This window comes from Zoogloea sp. (assembly GCF_041904905.1).
Lineage (GTDB): Bacteria > Pseudomonadota > Gammaproteobacteria > Burkholderiales > Rhodocyclaceae > Zoogloea.
The window spans coordinates 13,144-34,191 of record NZ_JAYRMI010000033.1; the positions used below are offsets into that span (position 1 = coordinate 13,144).

Sequence of the window (21,048 nt, forward strand, 5' to 3'; positions counted from 1 at the left end):
ACTCTTTTCGCTACCTCCCTGCCTGTCGACGTCGTAGCCGTAGTACGCGTAGTAAGCGTAGGTGTTCGCGCGTCGTAAGGGTCCAGCTCAGTCCAAGGAAATTTCAGACCCCCGCCGGCGCGCAACCGGCGGGGGTCTTGTCTTTTGTTGCGCCCCGGCCTGGATTGCGCGGTTCGGCTCCCAAGCCACTAGGAGAATCTCGATGATGCAAATGACTGGAGCAGACCTGATTGTGAAGCTGCTCGAACGGCAAGGAATCCGCACCATTGCCGGTGTGCCCGGCGGCGCGGCGCTGCCGATGTACGACGCGCTCTCCAAGAGCGAGCAGATTCACCACGTCCTGTGTCGTCACGAGCAGGGTGCCGGCTTCATCGCCCAGGGCATGGCCCGGGTGTCGGGCCGCCCGGAGGTCTGCCTGGCCTCCAGCGGCCCGGGTGCGACCAACCTGATCACCGCCATCGCGGACGCCAAGCTCGACTCGATCCCGATGATCGCGCTGACCGGCCAGGTGCCTCTGTCGATGATCGGTACCGACGCCTTCCAGGAGGTCGATACCTACGGGCTGACCATCCCCATCACCAAGCACAACTTCCTGGTCCGTTCGGCCAAGGATCTGCTCAACGTGGTGCCGGCTGCCTTCCGCATCGCCATGTCGGATCGTCCCGGCCCGGTGCTGATCGACGTGCCGAAGGACGTCCAGAACCAGATGGTCAGCTTCGACGCGTTCCCCGATGTGGTCGTGCCCGATGCGGCGCCCAGCTTCGACATCGCCGCCATCGAAGAGGCCGCGAAGATGATCGAGGCCGCCGAGCGTCCGGTGCTCTACCTGGGTGGCGGCGTGATCCACTCCGGCGCCGCCCAGATGGCGGTGACCCTGGCCGAGCAGGCTTCGCTGCCCACCACCATGACCCTGATGGCCCTCGGTGCAATGCCGATGGACCACCCGCTGTCCATCGGCATGCTGGGCATGCATGGCGCGCGCTACACCAACTACGTGCTCGAAGAGGCCGACCTGCTGATCTGCGTCGGTGCCCGTTTCGACGACCGCGCCATCGGCAAGACCGCCGAGTTCTGCCCCAACGCCAAGATCATCCACATCGACATCGATCGCTCCGAGCTGCACAAGGTCAAGAACGCCCACGTGGCCATCGCCGGCGACGTGGGGCAGGTGCTCTCCGAGCTGCTGCCGCGGGTCAAGCCGCAGCTGCGCAAGCGCTGGCTGTCCCACGTGGAGAGCCTCAAGGGCCGCTTCCCGCTGGCCATGCCGGGCATCGACAACCCGCGCTCGCCCTACGGCCTGATCCACGCCGTGGCCAACTGCCTGGACGACAACGCGATCATCACCAGCGACGTGGGCCAGCACCAGATGTGGGTGGCCCAGGCCTATCCGTTCCGTCGTTCGCGCCAGTGGCTCAATTCGGGCGGCCTGGGCACCATGGGCTTCGGCTTCCCGGCGGCCATCGGCGCCGCGCTGGCCGAACCGGATCGCACCGTGGTGTGCTTCTCCGGTGATGGCAGCCTGAAGATGAACATCCAGGAGATGGCCACCGCCGCCCAGGAGAACGTCAACGTCAAGATCGTGCTGTTCAACAACCAGTCCCTCGGTCTGGTGCATCAGCAGCAGAACCTTTTCTACGGCAAGCGCATCATGGCGTCCCGCTACGAGCGCCCGACCGACTTCCTGAAGATCGCCGAAGGCTTCGGCATGCGTGCGGTCAATCTCGATCCCTCGCCGAACCCCCGCGCCACCCTGGCCGAAGCCCTGCACACGCCGGGCCCCTGCCTGATCCACGCGACGATCGATCCGAACGAATTCGTCTACCCGATGGTGCCGCCGGGTGCCGCCAACTCCGAGATGATCGGCTGAGCCCGAGGAGAGAACACGATGTCCGAACAGAACACCAACCTTTCCGAGTACATCCCCGATGTTCCCGAGCACAACGGCTTTCACAAGGTCGTGCTCGAGCTGGGCGTGGCTAACCACCCCGGCGTGATGAGCCACATCTGCGGCCTGTTTGCCCGCCGCGCGTTCAACGTCGAGGGCATCCTGTGCATGCCGGTCGGCGGCGGCGAGACGAGCCGCATCTGGCTGCTGATCTTCGAGGACGAGCGTCTCGAGAAGATGATCCGCCAGGTCGAGAAACTCGAAGACGTGCTGTACGTCAAAAAGCATGACGGCGAGCACCCGGTCTTCGGGCGCCTCGACGAGTTCTTCCAGTAAGTCAGCGGTCTTCACGCTGCTGGCCCGGTGCCGGCGGCGTGCTAGACTCCGGCGGTTTTTCGTTCCCTGCGAGAGTGTTTCATGTCCGGTAATACCTTCGGCACGCTGTTCACCGTCACCTCCTTCGGCGAATCCCACGGGCCGGGCATCGGTTGCGTGGTGGATGGCTGTCCGCCGGGGCTGGCGATCAGCGAGGCCGACATCCAGATCGAACTGGACCGGCGCAAGCCTGGCACCTCGCGGCACGTCACCCAGCGGCGCGAGCCCGACACCGTCGAGATCCTCTCGGGCGTGTTCGAGGGCGTCACCACCGGCACGCCCATCGCGCTGCTGATCCGCAACCAGGATCAGCGCTCGAAGGACTACGGCAACATCGCGGCGCAGTTCCGCCCGGGGCACGCCGACTACGCTTACTGGCAGAAGTACGGCATCCGCGACTACCGCGGCGGCGGCCGCTCGTCGGCGCGCGAGACCGCCGTGCGCGTCGCGGCCGGCGCCATTGCCCGCAAGTGGCTGCAGGAGCGTTTCGGCATCGCGATCCGCGGTTACATGGCGCAGCTCGGCCCGGTCGAGATCCCCTTCGTGTCCTGGGACGAGATCGACGGCAACGCCTTCTTCGCGCCCAATCAGGCCATCGTGCCGCAGCTCGAGGCCTACATGGACACGCTGCGCAAGTCCGGCGATTCGGTGGGGGCGCGCATCAACGTGGTGGCCACCGGCGTGCCGGTGGGCTGGGGCGAGCCGGTCTACGACCGCCTCGACGCGGAGATCGCCTACGCGATGATGGGCATCAATGCGGTGAAGGGGGTCGAGATCGGAGCCGGTTTCGCCAGCGTCGCCCAGCTTGGCACCCAGCACTCCGACGAGATGACGCCGGAAGGCTTCCTGTCCAACAACGCCGGCGGCGTGCTGGGCGGCATCTCCACCGGCCAGGACATCCTGGTGAGCATGGCGATCAAGCCGACTTCCAGCACCCGGCTCGACCGTCGCTCCATCGACACCGCAGGCGAGCCGGTGGTGGTGAACACCCACGGCCGTCACGATCCGTGCGTCGGCATCCGCGCCACGCCCATCGCCGAGGCCATGCTGGCGCTGGTGCTGATGGATCACGCCCTGCGCCACCGTGCCCAGAATGCTGACGTCGCCTGCGCCACCCCGAAGATCGCCGGGCTGGCGCCTGAAGGCGTGCAGGCGGTCCCCTCGCCGCTCCGCAAGGATTGATCGCGGTCAACTTTTTGTGGGCGTCGGGGGCGTACAGTCAAACCACGATACCAACAGAAACACGATCATTGATTGGGAGGCAAACGCATGGAGCAACACGATCTTCACCACGAGTTCCCCGAGTATCGGGATCAGATTCATGCACTCAAGGTGTCCAACGGCCACTTCGCCCGGCTGTTCGATGAGTACCACGACATCAACCGCCATGTGGTACGTGTCGAGATCAATGCCGAACTGGCCACCGACTTCGAACTCGAAGACCTCAAGAAGCGTCGTCTGAAGTTGAAGGATGAACTGCACGAGATGTTGAAGACCCACGCCGTCAACTGATCGGCAGCGTGCCGTTACAGAAAGAGCGCTCTCGGGCGCTCTTTTTTCTTGGGCGGTACAATCGCAGCGATGATTCCTTACTGGCGCCTGTCGGGCTACTACTTCTTCTACTTTGCCTTCATCGGCGCCTTCTCTCCGTACTTCAGCCTTTACCTTCAGGCGATCGGTCGCAACGCCGGGCAGATCGCGGTGCTGATGTCCCTCATGTCGGTGATGCGGATGCTGGCGCCCACCCTGTGGGGCTGGCTCGCCGACAGGGTGGGGGTGCGCACGCCCATCGTGCGTCTGTCGGCGCTGCTCTCGGTGATGGGGTTCAGCGGGTTTCTGGTGAGCGACGCCTACGGGGCGCAGTTTGTCAGCATGGCCTTGCTGGCGTTCTTCTGGAGCGCCGCGCTGCCGCTGGTGGAGACCCTCACCTTCAGTCATCTGGCGGGGCAGGCCGGGCGTTACGGCAACATCCGGGTGTGGGGCTCGGTCGGCTTCATCGTTGCGGTGCTGGGGTTGGGGTATCTGCTCGACGACCTGCCGATCCGGGCGCTGCTGTGGATCTCGATGGCGACCCTGGGCGGAATCCTGCTGTGTGCGCTGACCATTCCCGAGGCCTGCTCGCAGGCGCCCCACGAGGCCCATGTGCCACTGCGGGAGGTGCTGCAGCGGCCGGAGGTGCGGGCGCTGCTGGCGGCGTGCTTCTTCATGTCGGCCGCCCACGGCGCGCTGTACGTCTTCTATTCGGTGCATCTGGTGGAGCACGGCTACAGCAAGTCGGTGGTGGGCTGGATGTGGACCCTGGGCGTGGTGGCCGAGATCCTCGTCTTCATGGGGATGCCGCGGCTCGTCAAGGTGTACTCGCTGCGGGGGATTCTGGTGTTCAGCTTCGTGGCGGCCGTCCTGCGGTTCGCGCTGATCGGCTGGGGGGCGGAGTCGCTGGCGGTGCTGCTGTTTGCCCAGCTCCTCCACGGCGCCACCTTCGGCGCCTATCACGCGGCGGCGGTGGCGGCGGTGAACGCCTGGTTCGGCACCCGCCACCAGGCCCGCGGGCAGGCCTTGTACGGCAGCGTCTCGTTCGGCGCGGGCGGGATGATCGGCGGTTTGATTAGCGGCTACACTTGGGAGTGGATCGGCCCGGCCTGGACGTACTCGGCCGGTTCGCTGTTTGCGCTGGCCGGGCTGGTCGTGCTGATGACGGGGTGGCGGGTGCGTTCTTCCGCTGCCTGACGGGGACACAAGAAGGAACAGGAGAGACATGAGCGAGCGATTCACGTGGCTGCGGGGCCTGCTGCCGGCGGTGCTGGCGGCTGGCGCGGTGACGGCCTGCCAGACGGTCCAGACCACCCAGGGCGGTGCGGTCGGCATCGAGCGCCGGCAGTCGATGATGGTGTCGGCCAGGGAGATGGATCAGGCGGCCAGCCAGTCTTACCACCAGATCCTCCAGCAGGCCGGCCAGAAGAACGCCCTCAACCGCAACAAGGAGCAGGTGGAGCGGGTGCGTGCCGTGGCCCGCCGGCTGATCCCCGCAACGGGAGCCTTCCGTCCCGACGCGCCGGGCTGGCGCTGGGAGGTGAATGTGCTCACCTCCAACGAACTCAACGCCTGGTGCATGGCCGGGGGCAAGATCGCGTTCTACTCCGGGATCATCGAGCGCCTGAACCTGACCGACGACGAGATCGCCGCGATCATGGGCCACGAGATCGCCCACGCGCTGCGCGAGCACGCTCGGGAGCGGGCCTCGCGGGCGATGGTGACAAACGTCGGGGTCGCCATCGTGGGGGCTGCGCTGGGCGTGGGGCAGGCGGGTTCCGATCTGCTCGGTACGGTGGCCAAGGTGAGCTTCGAGCTGCCCAACAGCCGCGAGCACGAGACGGAGGCCGACCGGATCGGGGTCGAGCTGGCCGCCCGCGCGGGCTACGACCCCCGCGCCGCCATCGTGCTGTGGCAGAAGATGGCGAAGGCGTCCAACGGCGCGCCGCCCCAGTGGTTGTCCACCCATCCGTCCAACGAAACGCGCCAGCAGGATCTGCGGGTCTACGCCGAACGGGTGATGCCGCTCTACGAGCAAGCTACTCAGGGCGCTAGGCCTGTGAAATAATAAAAGTTTTTCCGCCCTTTCCGGTTTCAACCCAGACCGAACATTCGCCCATGCAAGCGCAGACGCTTTACGAAAAACTGTGGTCGAGCCACGTGGTGCACGTCGAGGACGACGGCACCGCGCTGATCTACATCGACCGCCACCTGGTCCACGAAGTCACCAGCCCCCAGGCCTTCGAGGGCCTCAAGCTGGCCGGGCGCAAGCCCTGGCGCGTGAACTCCATCGTCGCCACGGCCGATCACAACACCCCCACCGACCACTGGGATCAGGGCATCCAGGATCCGGTTTCCCGCCAGCAGGTTGAAACCCTCGACGCCAACATCCGCGAGGTCGGTGCGCTGGCCTACTTCCCGTTCAAGGATGAGCGGCAAGGCATCGTCCACGTGATCGGGCCCGAGAACGGCGCCACCCTGCCGGGCATGACCGTCGTCTGCGGCGACTCCCACACCTCCACCCACGGCGCCTTCGCCTGCCTCGCCCATGGCATCGGCACGTCCGAGGTGGAGCACGTGATGGCCACCCAGTGTCTGCTCCAGAAGAAGTCCAGGACCATGCTGATCCGCGTCGAGGGCAAGCTCGGCGCCGGCGTCACGGCCAAGGACATCGTGCTCGCCATCATCGGCAGGATCGGCACCGCCGGCGGCACCGGCTACGCCATGGAGTTCGGCGGCAGCGCGATCCGCAGCCTGTCGATGGAAGGCCGCATGACCATCTGCAACATGGCCATCGAGGCGGGCGCCCGCGCCGGTCTGGTGGCCGTGGATGACCAGACCGTCGCCTACCTCAAGGATCGCCCGTTCTCGCCCCGCGGCGAGCAGTGGGATCGGGCCGTCGAATACTGGCGCACCCTCCACTCCGACGACGGTGCCGTCTTCGACGCCGTGGTCGAACTCGACGCGGCCCAGATCAAGCCGCAGGTCACCTGGGGCACCTCGCCCGAGATGGTCGCCGCCATCGATGGCATCGTCCCCGATCCGGCCCTCGAGAAAGATCCGGTCAAGCGCGAAGGCATGGAGCGCGCCCTGCAATACATGGGCCTCACCCCGCGCACGCCGATCAACGCCATCGCCATCGACAAGGTGTTCATCGGCTCCTGCACCAACTCGCGCATCGAAGACCTGCGCGCCGCCGCCGCGGTGGCCAAGGGCCGTCGCAAGGCCGACAACGTCAAGCTGGTGCTGGTGGTGCCGGGTTCCGGCCTCGTCAAGCGTCAGGCCGAAGCCGAAGGCCTCGACAAGATCTTCGTCGCCGCCGGTTTCGAGTGGCGCGAGCCGGGCTGCTCCATGTGCCTCGCCATGAACGCCGACCGCCTCGATCCGGGCGAGCGCTGCGCCTCCACGTCCAACCGCAACTTCGAGGGCCGTCAGGGCGCCGGCGGCCGCACCCATCTGGTCAGCCCGGCAATGGCCGCCGCAGCGGCGATCGCCGGCCACTTCGCCGACGTCCGTCAACTCGCCTGATCTCCGGAGGATTCGACCATGCGCAAACTCACCGCACTGATCGCCGCGCTGGCCATGCTGCTGGTGGCCGGCTGCAACACCGTGCAGGGCCTGGGCAAAGACATCGAAAAGGGTGGCGAGGCCATCCAGAAGGCAGTCAAGTAAATGAAGCCGTTCACCAAACTCGACGGGCTCGTGGCGCCGATGGATCGCGCCAACGTGGACACCGACGCGATCATCCCCAAGCAATTCCTCAAGTCGATCAAGCGCAGCGGCTTCGGCCCCAACCTGTTCGACGAGTGGCGTTACATGGATGTCGGCCAGCCCGGCCAGGACAACTCCGGCCGCCCCAAGAACCCCGACTTCGTGCTCAACCAGCCCCGCTACCAGGGCGCGCAGGTGCTGCTCACCCGCGACAACTTCGGCTGCGGCAGCTCCCGCGAGCACGCCCCGTGGGCGCTGGAAGACTTCGGTTTCCGCGTGCTGATCGGCCCGAGCTTCGCCGACATCTTCTTCAACAACTGCTTCAAGAACGGCCTCCTGCCGATCAAGCTGGCGGCCGACGAAGTGGACGCGCTGTTCGCCCAGTGCCACGCCACCACCGGCTACCGGCTCAACGTCGATCTCGACGCCAAGACGATCACCCGCCCCGACGGCAAGGCGATCCCCTTCGACGTGGACCCGTTCCGCCGCGAATGCCTGCTCAACGGCTGGGACGACATCGGCCTGACCCTGCGTCACGCCGACAAGATCCGCGACTTCGAAGCCCGTCGCCGCATCGACCAGCCCTGGCTGTTCGCCTGATCGCCCGGCGGCCTGCGGGCCACCGGAACTCCTTACGATACAAAAACGGAAACTTACGATGAAAATCTGTGTTCTGCCGGGCGACGGCATCGGTCCTGAAATCATGGACCAGACCCTGCGCGTGCTCGAAGCGCTGCGCGGCGATGGCGTCAACTTCGAAGCGGAATTCGCCCTCGTCGGCGGCGCGGCGGTGGATGCCACCGGTTCCCCGCTGCCCGAAGCCACCGTCAAGCTGGCCGACGAAGCCGACGCGCTGCTGCTGGGCGCCGTCGGTGGCCCCAAGTGGGACAACTACCCCCGCGACCAGCGCCCCGAGCGCGGCCTGCTGGGCATCCGCAAGCAGCTCGAGCTGTTCGCCAACCTGCGCCCGGCCATCCTCTACCCCGAGCTTGCCAACGCCTCGTCCCTCAAGCCCGAGATCGTCTCCGGCCTCGACATCCTGATCGTCCGCGAACTCACCGGCGACATCTACTTCGGCCAGCCCCGCGGCATCCGTGAAGAAAACGGCGAGCGCGTCGGCTTCAACACCATGATCTACGCCGAATCCGAGATCCGCCGCATCGGCAAGGTGGCCTTCGAGGCCGCCCGCAAGCGCGGCAAGAAGCTGTGCTCGGTGGACAAGATGAACGTCCTCGAAACCACCCAGCTGTGGCGCGACGTGATGATCGAACTCTCCGCCGACTACCCGGACGTGGAGCTCTCCCACATGCTGGTGGATAACGCCGCCATGCAGCTCGTGCGCGCGCCCAAGCAGTTCGACGTGATGGTCACCGGCAACATGTTCGGCGACATCCTCTCCGACGAAGCCTCGATGCTCACCGGCTCCATCGGCATGCTGCCGTCCGCCTCGCTCAACGCCGCCGGCAAGGGCATGTACGAGCCCAGCCACGGCTCCGCGCCGGACATCGCCGGCAAGGACGTCGCCAACCCGCTGGCCACCATGCTCTCGGCTGCGATGATGTTGCGATACAGTTTCAATCTCGAAACCCAGGCTGCGCGTATCGAAACCGCCGTCAAGAAAGTGCTGGCCGCCGGCTATCGCACCGGCGACATCTACGAGCCCGGCACCCGCCGCGTGGGCACCAAGGAAATGGGCGACGCGGTCATCGCGGCGCTGTAAGCAATCCAAAACAACATTCAAGTCTGATCGGGGATACAAATGAAAAGAGTGGGTCTGGTTGGTTGGCGCGGCATGGTCGGTTCCGTGCTCATGCAGCGCATGCGCGAGGAAAACGACTTCGCCTTGATCGAGCCGGTGTTCTTCACCACCTCCAACGCCGGGGGCAAGGCGCCCAACTTCGGCAAGGAGGCGCCCGCGCTCAAGGACGCGCGCGACATCGACGAACTGAAGGCGATGGACATCGTCATCACCTGTCAGGGCGGCGACTACACCAACGAGGTGTACCCCAAGCTGCGCGCGGCGGGCTGGAACGGCCACTGGATCGACGCAGCCTCGTCCCTGCGCATGGACCCGAAGGCCGTCATCATCCTCGATCCGGTCAACATGCACGTCATCAAGGATTCCCTCGCCAGGGGCGGCCGTGACTGGATCGGCGGCAACTGCACCGTGTCGCTGATGCTGATGGCCCTCGGCGGCCTGTTCCAGCGCGATCTGGTCGAGTGGGCCACCTCCATGACCTACCAGGCCGCCTCCGGCGCCGGCGCCCAGAACATGCGCGAGCTGCTTTCCCAGATGGGCGAACTCAACCGCTCGGTCAAGGAGCTGCTCGACGATCCCGCCTCGGCCATCCTCGACATCGACCGCGAAGTTGCCGGCACCATGCGCGACGACGCCTTCCCGGCCTCCAACTTCGGCGTGCCGCTGGCTGGCTCGCTGATCCCCTGGATCGACAAGGATCTGGGCAACGGTCAGTCCAAGGAAGAATGGAAGGGCGGCGTCGAGACCAACAAGATCCTCGGTCGCGGCGAAGGCTTCAGCGCCCCGGCGGTGCCCATCGACGGCCTGTGCGTGCGCATCGGCGCCATGCGCTGCCACAGCCAGGCGCTCACCCTCAAGCTCAAGAAGGACATCCCCGTCGACGAGATCGAAGCCATGCTGGCTTCCGCCAACGACTGGGTGAAGGTCGTCCCCAACCAGCGCGAAGCGTCGATGCGGGATCTCACCCCCACCGCCGTCACCGGCACCCTGACCGTTCCGGTCGGCCGGCTGCGCAAGTTGTCGATGGGCGGCGAGTACCTCTCAGCCTTCACGGTGGGCGACCAGCTTCTGTGGGGCGCGGCCGAACCGCTGCGCCGTATGCTGCGCATCCTGCTCGAAGCTTGAAAAGACAGGTGAAAGAGGCGGCGCAAGCCGCCTTTTTTATGTCGAGTGTAATTTACTAGCCAGTTCAATCGACGCTTGAACTTGCCTCACCAAACCCATGATGTTATGTTCATCGATAACTCGATTTCGATGATCTGCCTTCGTGCCTAAGATTCTTGTGAAAAGCCGGCTCAAACGCACCCTTCTCGCCGCTTCCATCGGTGCCCTCTCCCTTAGTGCAAGTGCTGCCGGTCTGGGGCGCATCACGGTCCTCAGCGGCTTGGGGCAGCCTCTGCGTGCGGAGGTGGAAATCGCCGCGGCGCCCGAAGAACTCCAGAACATGACTGCCCGGCTGGCATCTGCCGAAGCATTCCGGCAGGCCGGCATCGATTTCTCCCCGTCCGTCAGCGGCCTTCGCATGAGCGTCGAGCGCCGGGGCAACGGTGCCGTCGTCAAGGTGAGCAGCGATCGGCCGATCAACGAGCCCTTCGTCGACATGCTGGTTGAACTCAACTGGTCCGCCGGGCGCCTGATCCGCGAATACACCTTCCTCCTCGACCCGCCCGACACCGGCGCAAACCGCGCCGCCGTCGCGGTTGCCACGCCGGAGAGTCGTCTGGCGTATGGCCGGGCCGAGCCCGCCGTGCCGCGTCGCGCAGCGGTCCGTGCCGCGCGTCCTGCCGTCGCCGCACCGGGCGCCGGGCGCTCGTATCTCGTCCAGCCCGGCGACACCCTCAATCGCATCGCCCTCGAGAACCGTCCGGACGGCGTCTCGATGGAACAGATGCTGATGGCTCTGTTCCAGGGCAACCGTTCGGCCTTCGCGGGGGACGACATCAATCGCCTCCAGGCCGGCAAGATCCTGCGCATCCCCGACGCCGAGGGCGTCCGTCAGGCCGCTGGCGACGGTGGTCGTCAGCAGGTGGTAGCCCATTCGTCCGATTTCGGTCGTTATCGCCAGAAGCTTGCCGAGCAAGCTGCCGCCGCGCCGGCCAAGGAAGCGCCGGCCCAGCGCGGGAGCGGCGGCAAGATCGGCGCCAAGGTCGAGGATCGCGCCCCCGCAGCGGGCGCCTCTGCCGATCAGCTGAAGGTGTCGAAGAGCGAGGAAGGCCTGCGAGGTGCAGGCGCCGCCGGTGACAAGTCTCCCGGCCGGCTGCAGGCCCTCGAAGAAGATCTGGTCTCCCGCGACAAAGCCTTGCGGGAAGCCAACGCCCGCCTCGCCGAACTCGAAAAGAGCATCAAGGAACTCCAGCGCCTCGTCGAACTGAAGAGTCAGGGCATGGCCCAGATCCAGTCCGAGGCCTCCCCCGCGGCCGCGGTCGCGCCGCCGGCCCCCGCACCCGTTGCGCCGCCGCCGGTTGCCGCTGCGCCCGCACCCGAACCCGAGCGCCCCGCACCCCCCAAGGAGCCGGAGCCCGCCGCCGAGGTCAAGCCGGTGGCGCCGCCGCCCGAGCCGCCCAAGCCCGCGCCTGCGCCGGCCCCCGCGCCCGTCAAACCGCCTGAAGCGCAGCCTACCTCCACCCAGGACGACTCCGCGCTGTACATGGGCGTCGGTGGCGTGTTGGCGTTGTTGCTGGGCTGGGGCGGATACAAGCTCTACCAGCGTCGCAACGGGCAAGGCGCGCCCACCACCACCCCGGCACTCTCCGAGTTCGGCGACGGCTCCAGTTCCGTCTTCGGCGGGGCGGGGGGGCAGAGCGTCGATACCGGCAGCAGCAGCCAGATCCAGACCGATTTCAGCCAGTCCGGCCTGTCCTCCATCGATACCGACGAAGGCGTCGATCCGGTGGCGGAAGCCGACGTTTACATGGCTTACGGGCGCGATGCCCAGGCCGAGGAGATCCTCCTCGACGCCCTCAAGACCGATCCGGGGCGCACCGGCGTACACCTCAAGCTGCTTGAGATCTACGCCCAGCGCAAGAACCTCAAGCAGTTCGAGACCACCGCCACCGAACTCTATTCGCTCACCGGTGGCAACGGGCAGGATTGGGAGAAGGCCGCAGCCCTTGGGCGCAAGGTCGATCCAGACAGCCCGCTCTATCGGATTCCTGCGCCGGGCAGCGCACCGGCCGCGCCGGTGCCGCCGGTGCCCAGCACCGTCGCCGGGGTGGCGCCGGCGGCTGCCGGGTTCGCTCAACCTGTAGCCGCGCGCACGCCTGCGGTGGCGCCGGCCTTCATCGCCAACGAGCCGCTGCCCCAGTCGTTGAGCAATGAAGACCCCCTGGAGTCCCCGTCGCAGCTGAAGGATACCTGGGCGCTGCCGGGCGATCTCAACCAGTACACCAGCATGGAGGATATCGACCGGGCTGTCAGCGACACCCACCAGGCTTCCGAGCCGGCGCGGGTCGAGCCTGCGGTGCTGGATTTCGATCTCGACCTGAACGCCGGCGACGACGGCAACAGCGCCAAGACGGTGACGCTCAACAGCGCTACGTCGTCCTCAAGCAACGGCCTGGATTTCGATCTCGGCTTCGACAAGTCGGTCGGCGCCATGGGCGCCACGCTGGTGGCCGGCAATGCCACGGTGCGGGATCTGGAATCGACCTCCACCCGGCCGCAGCGGCTTGCCGGTGACTTCAATCTGCCCGATCCGAGCGATCTGGATTTTGAATTGAGTTCCGAGTTCGGCGAGAACGGCGAGGCCGGGGATTCCACCGTCGATGTGGATCTCACCGCAACGCTGGCCGAAGACGCGCTGCGCGAGCCGGTGGATTCGGCAACCGTCGATCTTGAGCGCACCAGCTTCGACAGCAGCCTGCTCGATTTCGACTTCGAGCTGGACGACAAGGCGGAGACCAAGGGCGTCGGCAAGCCTCTGGTGGCGGACCTGAAGTCCACCAATCTTGACTTCAAGCTGCCCAGCGCCGATCTTCCCGATGCCGGCCCGCCCACCGAACCCCCCCTCGACCTCGATCTCCAGCAGGAGGTGGCCACCAAGCTCGAACTGGCGCGCGCCTACGAAGAGATGGGGGACAAGGATGGCGCACGGGAGCTGGTTGAAGAGGTGCTTCGCGAGGGTTCCGGGCGTCAGCAGGACGAGGCGCGACAGATTCTGGCCCGTCTTTCCTGATCCCGAAGGGGGCCGGTCTGGCCCCCTTGTTTCTTTTCTCTTCCGGTGACAATGTCCTTTCACCCGGCGACGCGCATCGTCTTCTGGGTTGCGCTGGTGGTCTGTTCTCAGCTTGCCCGAGGCCCCGTTCTGTGGGGATTCGGGCTTTTCGTTCTGGCGGCTGCGCTGGTGCTGGCACCGGAGCGAGCGCGGCGCCTGCTGAAGCGGGTGCGTATCCTCATGCTCGTCCTTGTGATCCTGTTTGCTTTCTTCACCCCCGGTGAGGCCTTGATTCCCTCCGTCGGGCAAGCCGGTCCGACCCTTGAAGGGGTGGCGCTGGCGGCTCAGCACATTACCCGTCTGGCGGTGGTCGCGATGCTGGTGGCGATCCTCCTCGCGCGGACGGGCGAGCAGGCGCTGGTGGCCGGCTTGATGGTGCTGGCGGCGCCGTTGAAGCCGCTCGGGCTGTCGGTCGAACGTCTGGCGGTGCGCATCCTGCTGGTGTTCCGTTATGTCGAGATGCCGCCGGCGGGGGGCTGGCGGGCGCTGCTGGACGAGCCGGGCGACGCGGCGCCTGCCGAGCCGCTGCTGGTCACCCAGGCCCGCCTGCACGGGCGCGACTGGCTGGCCATCTCCGGCCTGGTGGCGGCGATGTTTCTGGGGGCAAGCTTGTGAGGATCGCCATCGGGGTCGAGTACGCGGGCAACGCCTTCGAGGGGTGGCAGACCCAGCCCCACGGCCGAACGGTGCAGGATGCGCTCGAGACGGCGCTGAGGAAGATCGCCCAGGCGCCGGTCCAGCTCGTCTGCGCGGGGCGCACGGATACCGGTGTGCATGCCACGAGCCAGGTGGCGCACTTCGATACCACGGCCCGGCGGCCGCTCGAGGCGTGGGTGCGTGGCGTGAACAGCCACCTTCCGGCGAGCGTCGGCGTGCAGTGGGCGGTGGAGGTGGATGAGACGTTCCATGCCCGCTTCAGCGCGGAATCCCGCCGTTACCGATACGTGCTGCTCAGCCGCCGGGTGCGACCCGCGCTGCTGGGCGGGCGGGTGGGTTGGACCCACGGCGCCCTCGATGTGGTGGCCATGGACGAGGCGGCCCGGTGCCTGATCGGGGAGCACGACTTCACGTCCTTCCGCGCGGCAGAGTGCCAGGCGCGCTCGCCGATCCGCTCGATGCACGCGGTCGAGGTGGCGCGCCAGGGGGATGTGGTGGTCTTCGATTTTCACGCCAACGCCTTCCTGCATCACATGATCCGCAATCTGGTGGGGTCGCTGGTGTACGTGGGTCTGGGGCGTCGGCCGGTGGGCTGGATGGCCGAGGTCCTGGCGGCGCGCAATCGCACGATCGCCGCGCCGACCTTCGCGCCGGACGGCCTCTACCTTTGTGGCGTCGAGTATCCGCAGCGGTGGCCGCTGCCGGGCGGGGGGCGTATCATCGCTCCTCCCCAACTGCTGCTCCCCTGAACGTGCCGCGTACCCGAATCAAGATCTGCGGGCTCACCCGCGAGGAGGACGTCCGCGCCGCCGTCGAGGCCGGCGCCGACGCGATCGGTTTCGTCTTTTATCCGCCCAGCCCGCGTTACGTCGATTTTCAGCGGGCGGCTGCGCTGGCGCGGCTCGTGCCGCCCTTCGTGACCGTCGTCGGGCTCTTCGTCAACGCCGGTCGCGAGTACGTCGACAATGCCCTGAAGGCCGTGCCGCTGCAGGTGCTGCAGTTTCACGGCGACGAGTCGGAGGCCGACTGCGTCGGCTTCGGGCTGCCTTACATCAAGGCAGCCCGGATGCGGCAGGGGTTCGATCTGTTAAAATACGCGGCTTCCTTCCCGGAGGCCCAGGGTTTGCTGCTGGATGCCTTCGTGGAGGGCTACGGCGGCGGTGGCGAAACCTTCGACTGGTCGCTCATCCCGTCCGGGCTGCCCTTGCCCCTGATACTCTCCGGCGGGCTCAACGCCGGAAACGTGACCGAAGCCGTCCAGCGCGTCCGCCCGTGGGCGGTGGATGTCTCGAGTGGCGTGGAAGCAGCCAAGGGCATCAAGGATGCCGCCCGTATCACCGAATTTGTTGCCGGAGTCCAAAATGCACATGGCTGATGCCCCCTACGATCTACCCGATGCCCGGGGCCACTTCGGTCCGTACGGTGGCGTGTTCGTCGCGGAGACCCTGATCCCGGCGCTGACCGAACTTCGGCAGGCCTATGAAGCGGCTCAGAACGACCCCGCCTTCGTCGCCGAGTTCGAGTACGAGCTCAAGCACTACGTGGGCCGCCCGAGCCCGATCTACCACGCCAAGCGCTGGTCGGGCCTGCTCGGGGGCGCGCAGATCTATCTCAAGCGCGAAGACCTCAACCACACCGGCGCCCACAAGGTTAACAATTGTATCGGCCAGGCGATGCTCGCCCGGCGGATGGGCAAGCCGCGGGTCATCGCCGAGACCGGCGCCGGCCAGCATGGCGTGGCCACCGCCACCGTGGCGGCCCGCTATGGCATGGAGTGCGTGGTGTACATGGGCTCCGAAGACGTGCGCCGCCAGGCCGCCAATGTCTATCGGATGAAGCTCCTGGGCGCCACCGTGGTGCCGGTCGAGAGCGGCTCCAAGACCCTCAAGGATGCCCTCAACGAGGCCATGCGCGACTGGGTCACCAACATCGGCAACACCTTCTACATCATCGGCACCGTCGCCGGTCCGCACCCTTACCCCATGATGGTGCGGGATTTCCAGACCGTGATCGGCAAGGAGTGCATCGAGCAGATGCCCGAACTCGCCGGGCGTCAGCCGGATTACGTGATCGCCTGCGTGGGCGGTGGCTCCAACGCGATGGGCATCTTCCATCCCTACATCGAGCACGCCGATGTGCGGCTGGTGGGCGTCGAGGCGGCCGGCAGCGGCATCGATTCCGGCATGCACGCCGCTTCCCTGTCGGCGGGGCGCCCCGGCGTGCTGCACGGCAACCGCACCTACCTGCTGCAGAACGAAGACGGCCAGATCATCGAGACCCACTCGATCTCCGCCGGCCTCGACTACCCCGGCGTCGGCCCCGAGCATGCCTGGCTGAAGGATAGCAGCCGCGCCGAGTACGTCGGGATCACCGACGCCGAAGCCCTGCAGGCCTTCCACGACCTGTGTCGCTTCGAGGGCATCATCCCGGCGCTGGAGTCGTCCCACGCCCTGGCCTACGCCGCCAAGCTGGCTCCCACGCTGCCCAAGGACAAGGTCCTGCTGGTCAACCTCTCCGGCCGCGGCGACAAGGATATGCACACCGTCGCCGAGAAATCCGGCATCCAGTTCTGATCTTCACGACCCCGCCGGCGGTGCCGGTGGGGTCGCTGACCATTCATACCACCCATGTCCACAATCCAACAGACCTTCAAGCGGTTGGCCGACGAAGGGCGCAAGGCGCTCATCCCGTTCATCACCGCTGGCGATCCCGCACCCGAAATGACGCTCCCGCTGATGCAGGCCCTGGTGGCCGGCGGCGCCGACATCATCGAGCTGGGTGTCCCCTTTTCCGATCCGATGGCCGACGGCCCCACCATCCAGCGCGCCTCCGAGCGGGCGCTGGCGGCCGGCATGAGCACCCGCAAGGTGCTCGACATCGTCCGCGCCTTCCGGGCCACCGGCGACAAGACGCCCATCGTGCTGATGGGCTACGCCAACCCCATCGAGGCGATGGGCCTGGAGGCCTTCGCCAAAGCGGCGTCCGAAGCCGGTGTCGACGGCGTGCTGGTGGTCGATTATCCGCCCGAGGAGTGCGTCACCTTTGCCGAGGTCTGCCGCGCGGCCGGGCTTGATCCGGTCTTTCTGCTGGCGCCCACCTCCACCGAACAGCGTTTCGCCGACGTGGCGGCGGTGGGCAGCGGCTACATCTACTACGTCTCCCTCAAGGGCGTCACCGGCTCGGCCACCCTCGATCTGGACGAGGTTGCCCGGCGCATCCCGGCGATCCGCGAGAAGGTCGGCATGCCGGTGGGGGTGGGCTTCGGCATCCGCGACGCGGCCACCGCGGCGCGCATCGCCAGCCTCGCCGACGCCGTGGTGATCGGCAGCCGGATCATCGAGGAAATCGAACAGAGCAGCCGCGAAGAGGCCCCGGCGAAGGTCACCGCCTTCCTGCGCGGCATCCGCACTGCCATGGACAACGCAGGAGAGCGCCGATGAGCTGGTTGAAGAAACTGCTGCCGCCGAAGATCAAGCGCGACGCCCCGTCGGGCCGCAAGGCGATCCCCGAAGGCCTGTGGAGCAAGTGCCCGGCCTGTGAGGCGGTGCTGTACCGCTCCGATCTCGAGAGCAACCTCAACGTCTGCCCCAAGTGCGGCCACCACCAGCGCATCCGGGCTCGCCAGCGCATCGAGCTGCTGCTCGATCCCGAAGGCCAGTTCGAGATCGGCGCGGAGGTCGTACCGGTCGATCCGCTCAAGTTCAAGGATTCCAAGCGCTACCCGGATCGTCTCGCGGCCGCCAACGCCGATGCCGAAGAGTCCGACGCCCTCGTGGTGGTGCAGGGCGCCATCAAGACCGTGCCGGTGGTGATCGCCTGCTTCGAGTTCGAGTTCCTCGGTGGTTCGATGGGCTCGGTGGTCGGCGAGCGCTTCATCCGTGGCGTGAAGGCCGCGGTCGAGCAGCGCCTGCCGTTCATCTGCGTGACCGCCTCCGGCGGCGCGCGGATGCAGGAAGGCCTGTTCTCCCTGATGCAGATGGCCAAGACCACCGCCGGCATCACCCTGCTGTCCGAACGCAAGCTACCCTTCATCACGCTGCTCACCGACCCGACCATGGGCGGTGTGTCGGCCAGCTTCGCCTTCATGGGCGACCTGGTGATCGGCGAACCCGGCGCGCTGATCGGCTTTGCCGGCCCCCGCGTGATCGAGCAGACCGTGCGCGAGACCCTGCCCAAGGGCTTCCAGCGCTCCGAGTTCCTCCTCGAAAAGGGCGCCATCGATCTCATCATCGATCGCCGCGAGCTGCGCGACCGCCTCGCCGAACTCCTCACCCTGCTGACGCGGCAAGCGTCCGTCCGTTCCGCCGCCTGACATGCAGCTGCCTGAAACACTCGATGGCTGGCTGGGCCTGCTGGAGGCCCGCCACGGCCAGTCGATCCAGCTTGGCCTCGACCGCGTGCGCTGCGTGCGCGATGCGCTCGATCTTCCGCAAACCTGTCCGCTCTTCATCGTCGGCGGCACCAACGGCAAGGGCTCGACCTGCGCGCTCCTCGAAGCCGTGCTGCTGGCGGCCGGCAAGCGGGTGGGGCTGTACACCTCGCCGCACCTGCTGCGCTACAACGAACGGGTTCGCATCGACGGCCGCGAGGCGAGCGACGCGGTGCTCGTCGACGCCTTTGCCGAGGTCGAGCGTGCTCGGGGCGATACGCCGCTCACCTATTTCGAGCACGGCACCCTCGCGGCCTGGGTCGCCTTCAGCCGTGCCGGGCTGGACGCGATCATCCTCGAGGTGGGCCTGGGCGGTCGGCTCGACGCGGTCAATGTGTTCGAGCCCGACTGCTCCATCGTCACCAGCGTCGCCATGGACCACATGGATTACCTGGGCGACACCCGCGAAGCCATCGGTTTCGAGAAGGCGGGGATCTTCCGGCCCGGCAAGCCGGCGATCTGCGGCGACCCGGTTCCGCCCGAATCCCTGCTGGCCCACGCCGAAGCCATCGGCGCCCACCTGCAGGTGAGCGGGCGCGATTTCGGCTTCGCCGGCGATCAGAACCAGTGGGCTTTCTGGACGGCTGGCGGCAGCCGCCGGGGCGGTCTGGCCTATCCCGCGCTGAGGGGCACCAACCAGTTGCTCAATGCGGCGGCGGTGATGGCCGCCTGCGAAGCGGTGCGTGACATCCTCCCGGTACCCATGCAGGCGATCCGCCAGGGCTTCATGCTGGTCGATCTGCCGGGGCGCTTCCAGGTGATGCCGGGGCGTCCGGCGGTGGTCTTCGACGTGGCCCACAACCCGCAGGCGGCCGGGGTGCTCAACGAAAACCTCGCGAGCATGGGCTTCTTCCCCGAAACCTGGGCGGTGCTCGGCATGCTGGGCGACAAGGATGTGGCCGGCGTGGTGCGCCTGCTGCGCGACCGGGTCGACCACTGGCTGCTCGCCTCGCTGCCCGGCCCGCGGGGGCTCTCCGCGGCCCGGCTGGCCGAGATCCTGCGAGAGGTGGGTGTCAATGGCGACATCTCCGAACACCCTTCGCCGGCCAGTGCGTACCAGGTCGCAGCGGGCCGTGCGGCCGAGAGTGATAGAATTGTTGTCTTTGGCTCTTTCCTGACCGTGGCCGACGCCATGGCCGTCAGGAAGTCGCCGCAATAGGTGTTGCTGCAAGAATGGCCGACAACGATTCCCAGATCGACCTGAAAAAACGTGCCCGTCGGCGCCTGGTGGGCTCTGCCGCGCTGGCGCTGGCGGCGGCCATCGTGCTGCCGATGGTCATGGATCACGAGCCCCGGCCGCCGTCCCAGGATGTGCAGATCCGCATTCCCAGCCAGGAGGGCAGCAACTTCACCTCCCGCGTCATCGCCGGCAAGGCGCCTGCGCCGAGCCAGCCCGTCGCCGGCGTGATCGCCGAGGAAAGTACCGCGCCGGTCGTCGACGAAAAGCCCCAGTCCGGTCGCAAGCCCGATCTGGAGCAGGGCAGTCCCGTGTTCAAGCCGGGTGAGGAACTCATCCCCCCGCCGCGCAAGCTCGATCCGCCCAAGGCCGAGCTGGTCAAGCCCGAGCCCAGGAAACCTGAGCCGAAGCCCGAAGCCAAGCCCGAGCCGAAGAAGCCCGAGCCGCCCAAGCCCGATCCCAAGCAGAAGGAGAAGGAGCAGAAGGAGCGGGAGCGCGAGAAGGCCCAAGCCCAGGCTCAGGCCGAAGCCGAGCGCGCCAAGGCGCTGCTGGCCGGCGCCAGCCCCAAGGACGAAGTCGCCAAACCCCACGTGCTGTCCCTCGGGGCCTACCGCGAAGCGGGCAACGTGGCCATCCTGCGGGCCAAGCTCAAGGCCGAAGGTTACCCCTCTTACACCGAAACCGTGGGCGACAAGGTGCGCGTGCGCGCCGGCCCGTTCCCCAACAAGGCTGCGGCCGACAAGGCGGCTGCCCGGATCCAGAAGATACTGGGCGTGCAGGCTTCCGTGGCGGCCAAGTAGTCCGGACGTGACGAACCTTGACCGGACTGGATTACGTGCTGCTTGGCCTCGTGGGGCTATCCGCCCTGCTTGGTTTCTGGCGCGGGCTGCTTTCGGAAATCATCGCCCTCGGGGCCTGGGTGCTTGCCTTCATGGCGGCCAGGGCCTTCCTGCCCGAAGTGCAGCCGCTGCTGGCCAACTGGGTGCGCGAGCCGCTTCTGCAGGGGCCGGTGGCATTTCTGACCATTTTTGTGGTCGTACTCATTCTTGTGGCGATCCTGCGCTGGATGCTGGGCGAACTGATTCGTGCAGCCGGGCTCGGGGTGGCCGACCGTCTTCTCGGAGCCTGCTTCGGCGCGGCGAGAGGCGGTCTGATCGTGTTTGCAATGGCGTTGCTCGTCGGACTCGGCGGATTCGCGAAGGAAGCGTGGTGGCGGGAGGCCAGCCTGTCGGCACCCCTCGAGACCGCCGTGAGCGCTTCCCGACCCTGGCTCCCTGAGCCGCTGGCAAAAAGACTTCGATACCGATAGGTG

21 protein-coding genes are annotated in these 21,048 nt (G+C 66.9%); all 21 read left to right on the plus strand.

Features of this window, described 5'->3' with window-relative positions:
* Window positions 1-202: 202 nt before the first annotated feature.
* Window positions 203-1,867, plus strand: coding sequence for an acetolactate synthase large subunit (gene ilvB, locus ACE3N6_RS10945; protein ID WP_374245685.1), 1,665 nt, complete (start codon window positions 203-205; stop codon window positions 1,865-1,867).
* 18 nt (window positions 1,868-1,885) lie between these two features.
* Window positions 1,886-2,221, plus strand: coding sequence for an acetolactate synthase small subunit (gene ilvN, locus ACE3N6_RS10950; RefSeq protein WP_284188136.1), 336 nt, complete (start codon window positions 1,886-1,888; stop codon window positions 2,219-2,221).
* Between the two features lie 81 nt (window positions 2,222-2,302).
* On the plus strand, window positions 2,303-3,442 hold the full coding sequence (aroC, locus tag ACE3N6_RS10955) for a chorismate synthase (RefSeq protein ID WP_374245687.1): 1,140 nt from the start codon (window positions 2,303-2,305) through the stop codon (window positions 3,440-3,442).
* An 87-nt stretch (window positions 3,443-3,529) separates the two neighbouring features.
* Window positions 3,530-3,772 carry a YdcH family protein gene (locus ACE3N6_RS10960; protein WP_374245689.1) on the plus strand — a complete coding sequence of 81 codons (243 nt, stop codon included), beginning with the start codon at window positions 3,530-3,532 and terminating at the stop codon, window positions 3,770-3,772.
* 69 nt (window positions 3,773-3,841) lie between these two features.
* Complete coding sequence (locus ACE3N6_RS10965; protein ID WP_374245691.1) at window positions 3,842-4,987, plus strand: MFS transporter; 1,146 nt, start codon at window positions 3,842-3,844, stop codon at window positions 4,985-4,987.
* A 28-nt stretch (window positions 4,988-5,015) separates the two neighbouring features.
* Window positions 5,016-5,858, plus strand: a complete 843-nt coding sequence (locus ACE3N6_RS10970; protein ID WP_374245693.1) for a M48 family metallopeptidase — start codon at window positions 5,016-5,018, stop codon at window positions 5,856-5,858.
* 50 nt (window positions 5,859-5,908) lie between these two features.
* Window positions 5,909-7,318: a 3-isopropylmalate dehydratase large subunit gene (leuC, locus tag ACE3N6_RS10975; RefSeq protein WP_374245695.1), complete on the plus strand. Its 1,410-nt coding sequence runs from the start codon at window positions 5,909-5,911 to the stop codon at window positions 7,316-7,318.
* Window positions 7,319-7,336: 18 nt separating this feature from the next.
* Window positions 7,337-7,462: an entericidin A/B family lipoprotein gene (locus ACE3N6_RS10980; protein WP_374245697.1), complete on the plus strand. Its 126-nt coding sequence runs from the start codon at window positions 7,337-7,339 to the stop codon at window positions 7,460-7,462.
* Window positions 7,463-8,101 (plus strand): 3-isopropylmalate dehydratase small subunit, encoded by a 639-nt coding sequence (gene leuD, locus ACE3N6_RS10985; protein ID WP_374245700.1) that lies wholly within the window; start codon window positions 7,463-7,465, stop codon window positions 8,099-8,101.
* 58 nt (window positions 8,102-8,159) lie between these two features.
* Entirely contained in the window at window positions 8,160-9,221 is a 1,062-nt protein-coding gene (leuB, locus tag ACE3N6_RS10990) for a 3-isopropylmalate dehydrogenase (RefSeq protein ID WP_374245702.1), read from the plus strand.
* A gap of 39 nt (window positions 9,222-9,260) precedes the next feature.
* Entirely contained in the window at window positions 9,261-10,385 is a 1,125-nt protein-coding gene (asd, locus tag ACE3N6_RS10995) for an aspartate-semialdehyde dehydrogenase (RefSeq protein WP_374245704.1), read from the plus strand.
* 283 nt (window positions 10,386-10,668) lie between these two features.
* The gene (locus ACE3N6_RS11000; RefSeq protein ID WP_374245706.1) at window positions 10,669-13,434 is read left to right on the plus strand and encodes a FimV/HubP family polar landmark protein; all 2,766 of its coding nucleotides are present in this window, start codon (window positions 10,669-10,671) and stop codon (window positions 13,432-13,434) included.
* A gap of 51 nt (window positions 13,435-13,485) precedes the next feature.
* Entirely contained in the window at window positions 13,486-14,088 is a 603-nt protein-coding gene (locus tag ACE3N6_RS11005) for an energy-coupling factor transporter transmembrane component T (protein WP_374245708.1), read from the plus strand.
* On the plus strand, window positions 14,085-14,879 hold the full coding sequence (gene truA / locus ACE3N6_RS11010; RefSeq protein ID WP_374245711.1) for a tRNA pseudouridine(38-40) synthase TruA: 795 nt from the start codon (window positions 14,085-14,087) through the stop codon (window positions 14,877-14,879). Before ACE3N6_RS11005 ends, truA begins: the two co-directional genes overlap by 4 nt.
* 2 nt (window positions 14,880-14,881) lie before the next feature.
* Complete coding sequence (locus ACE3N6_RS11015) at window positions 14,882-15,505, plus strand: phosphoribosylanthranilate isomerase (protein ID WP_374245713.1); 624 nt, start codon at window positions 14,882-14,884, stop codon at window positions 15,503-15,505.
* A complete protein-coding gene (trpB, locus tag ACE3N6_RS11020) occupies window positions 15,492-16,703 on the plus strand; it encodes a tryptophan synthase subunit beta (RefSeq protein WP_374245715.1) in 1,212 nt (403 codons plus the stop codon). Before ACE3N6_RS11015 ends, trpB begins: the two co-directional genes overlap by 14 nt.
* 54 nt (window positions 16,704-16,757) lie before the next feature.
* The gene (trpA, locus tag ACE3N6_RS11025; protein WP_374245717.1) at window positions 16,758-17,570 is read left to right on the plus strand and encodes a tryptophan synthase subunit alpha; all 813 of its coding nucleotides are present in this window, start codon (window positions 16,758-16,760) and stop codon (window positions 17,568-17,570) included.
* Window positions 17,567-18,442 carry an acetyl-CoA carboxylase, carboxyltransferase subunit beta gene (accD, locus tag ACE3N6_RS11030; protein WP_374245719.1) on the plus strand — a complete coding sequence of 292 codons (876 nt, stop codon included), beginning with the start codon at window positions 17,567-17,569 and terminating at the stop codon, window positions 18,440-18,442. The genes trpA and accD overlap by 4 nt, the downstream gene beginning before the upstream one ends.
* Window position 18,443: 1 nt before the next feature.
* Window positions 18,444-19,718 carry a bifunctional tetrahydrofolate synthase/dihydrofolate synthase gene (gene folC / locus ACE3N6_RS11035; protein ID WP_374245721.1) on the plus strand — a complete coding sequence of 425 codons (1,275 nt, stop codon included), beginning with the start codon at window positions 18,444-18,446 and terminating at the stop codon, window positions 19,716-19,718.
* Between the two features lie 14 nt (window positions 19,719-19,732).
* Window positions 19,733-20,536 carry an SPOR domain-containing protein gene (locus ACE3N6_RS11040; RefSeq protein ID WP_374245724.1) on the plus strand — a complete coding sequence of 268 codons (804 nt, stop codon included), beginning with the start codon at window positions 19,733-19,735 and terminating at the stop codon, window positions 20,534-20,536.
* A 17-nt stretch (window positions 20,537-20,553) separates the two neighbouring features.
* A complete protein-coding gene (locus ACE3N6_RS11045; RefSeq protein WP_374245726.1) occupies window positions 20,554-21,045 on the plus strand; it encodes a CvpA family protein in 492 nt (163 codons plus the stop codon).
* Window positions 21,046-21,048 lie beyond the last annotated feature (3 nt).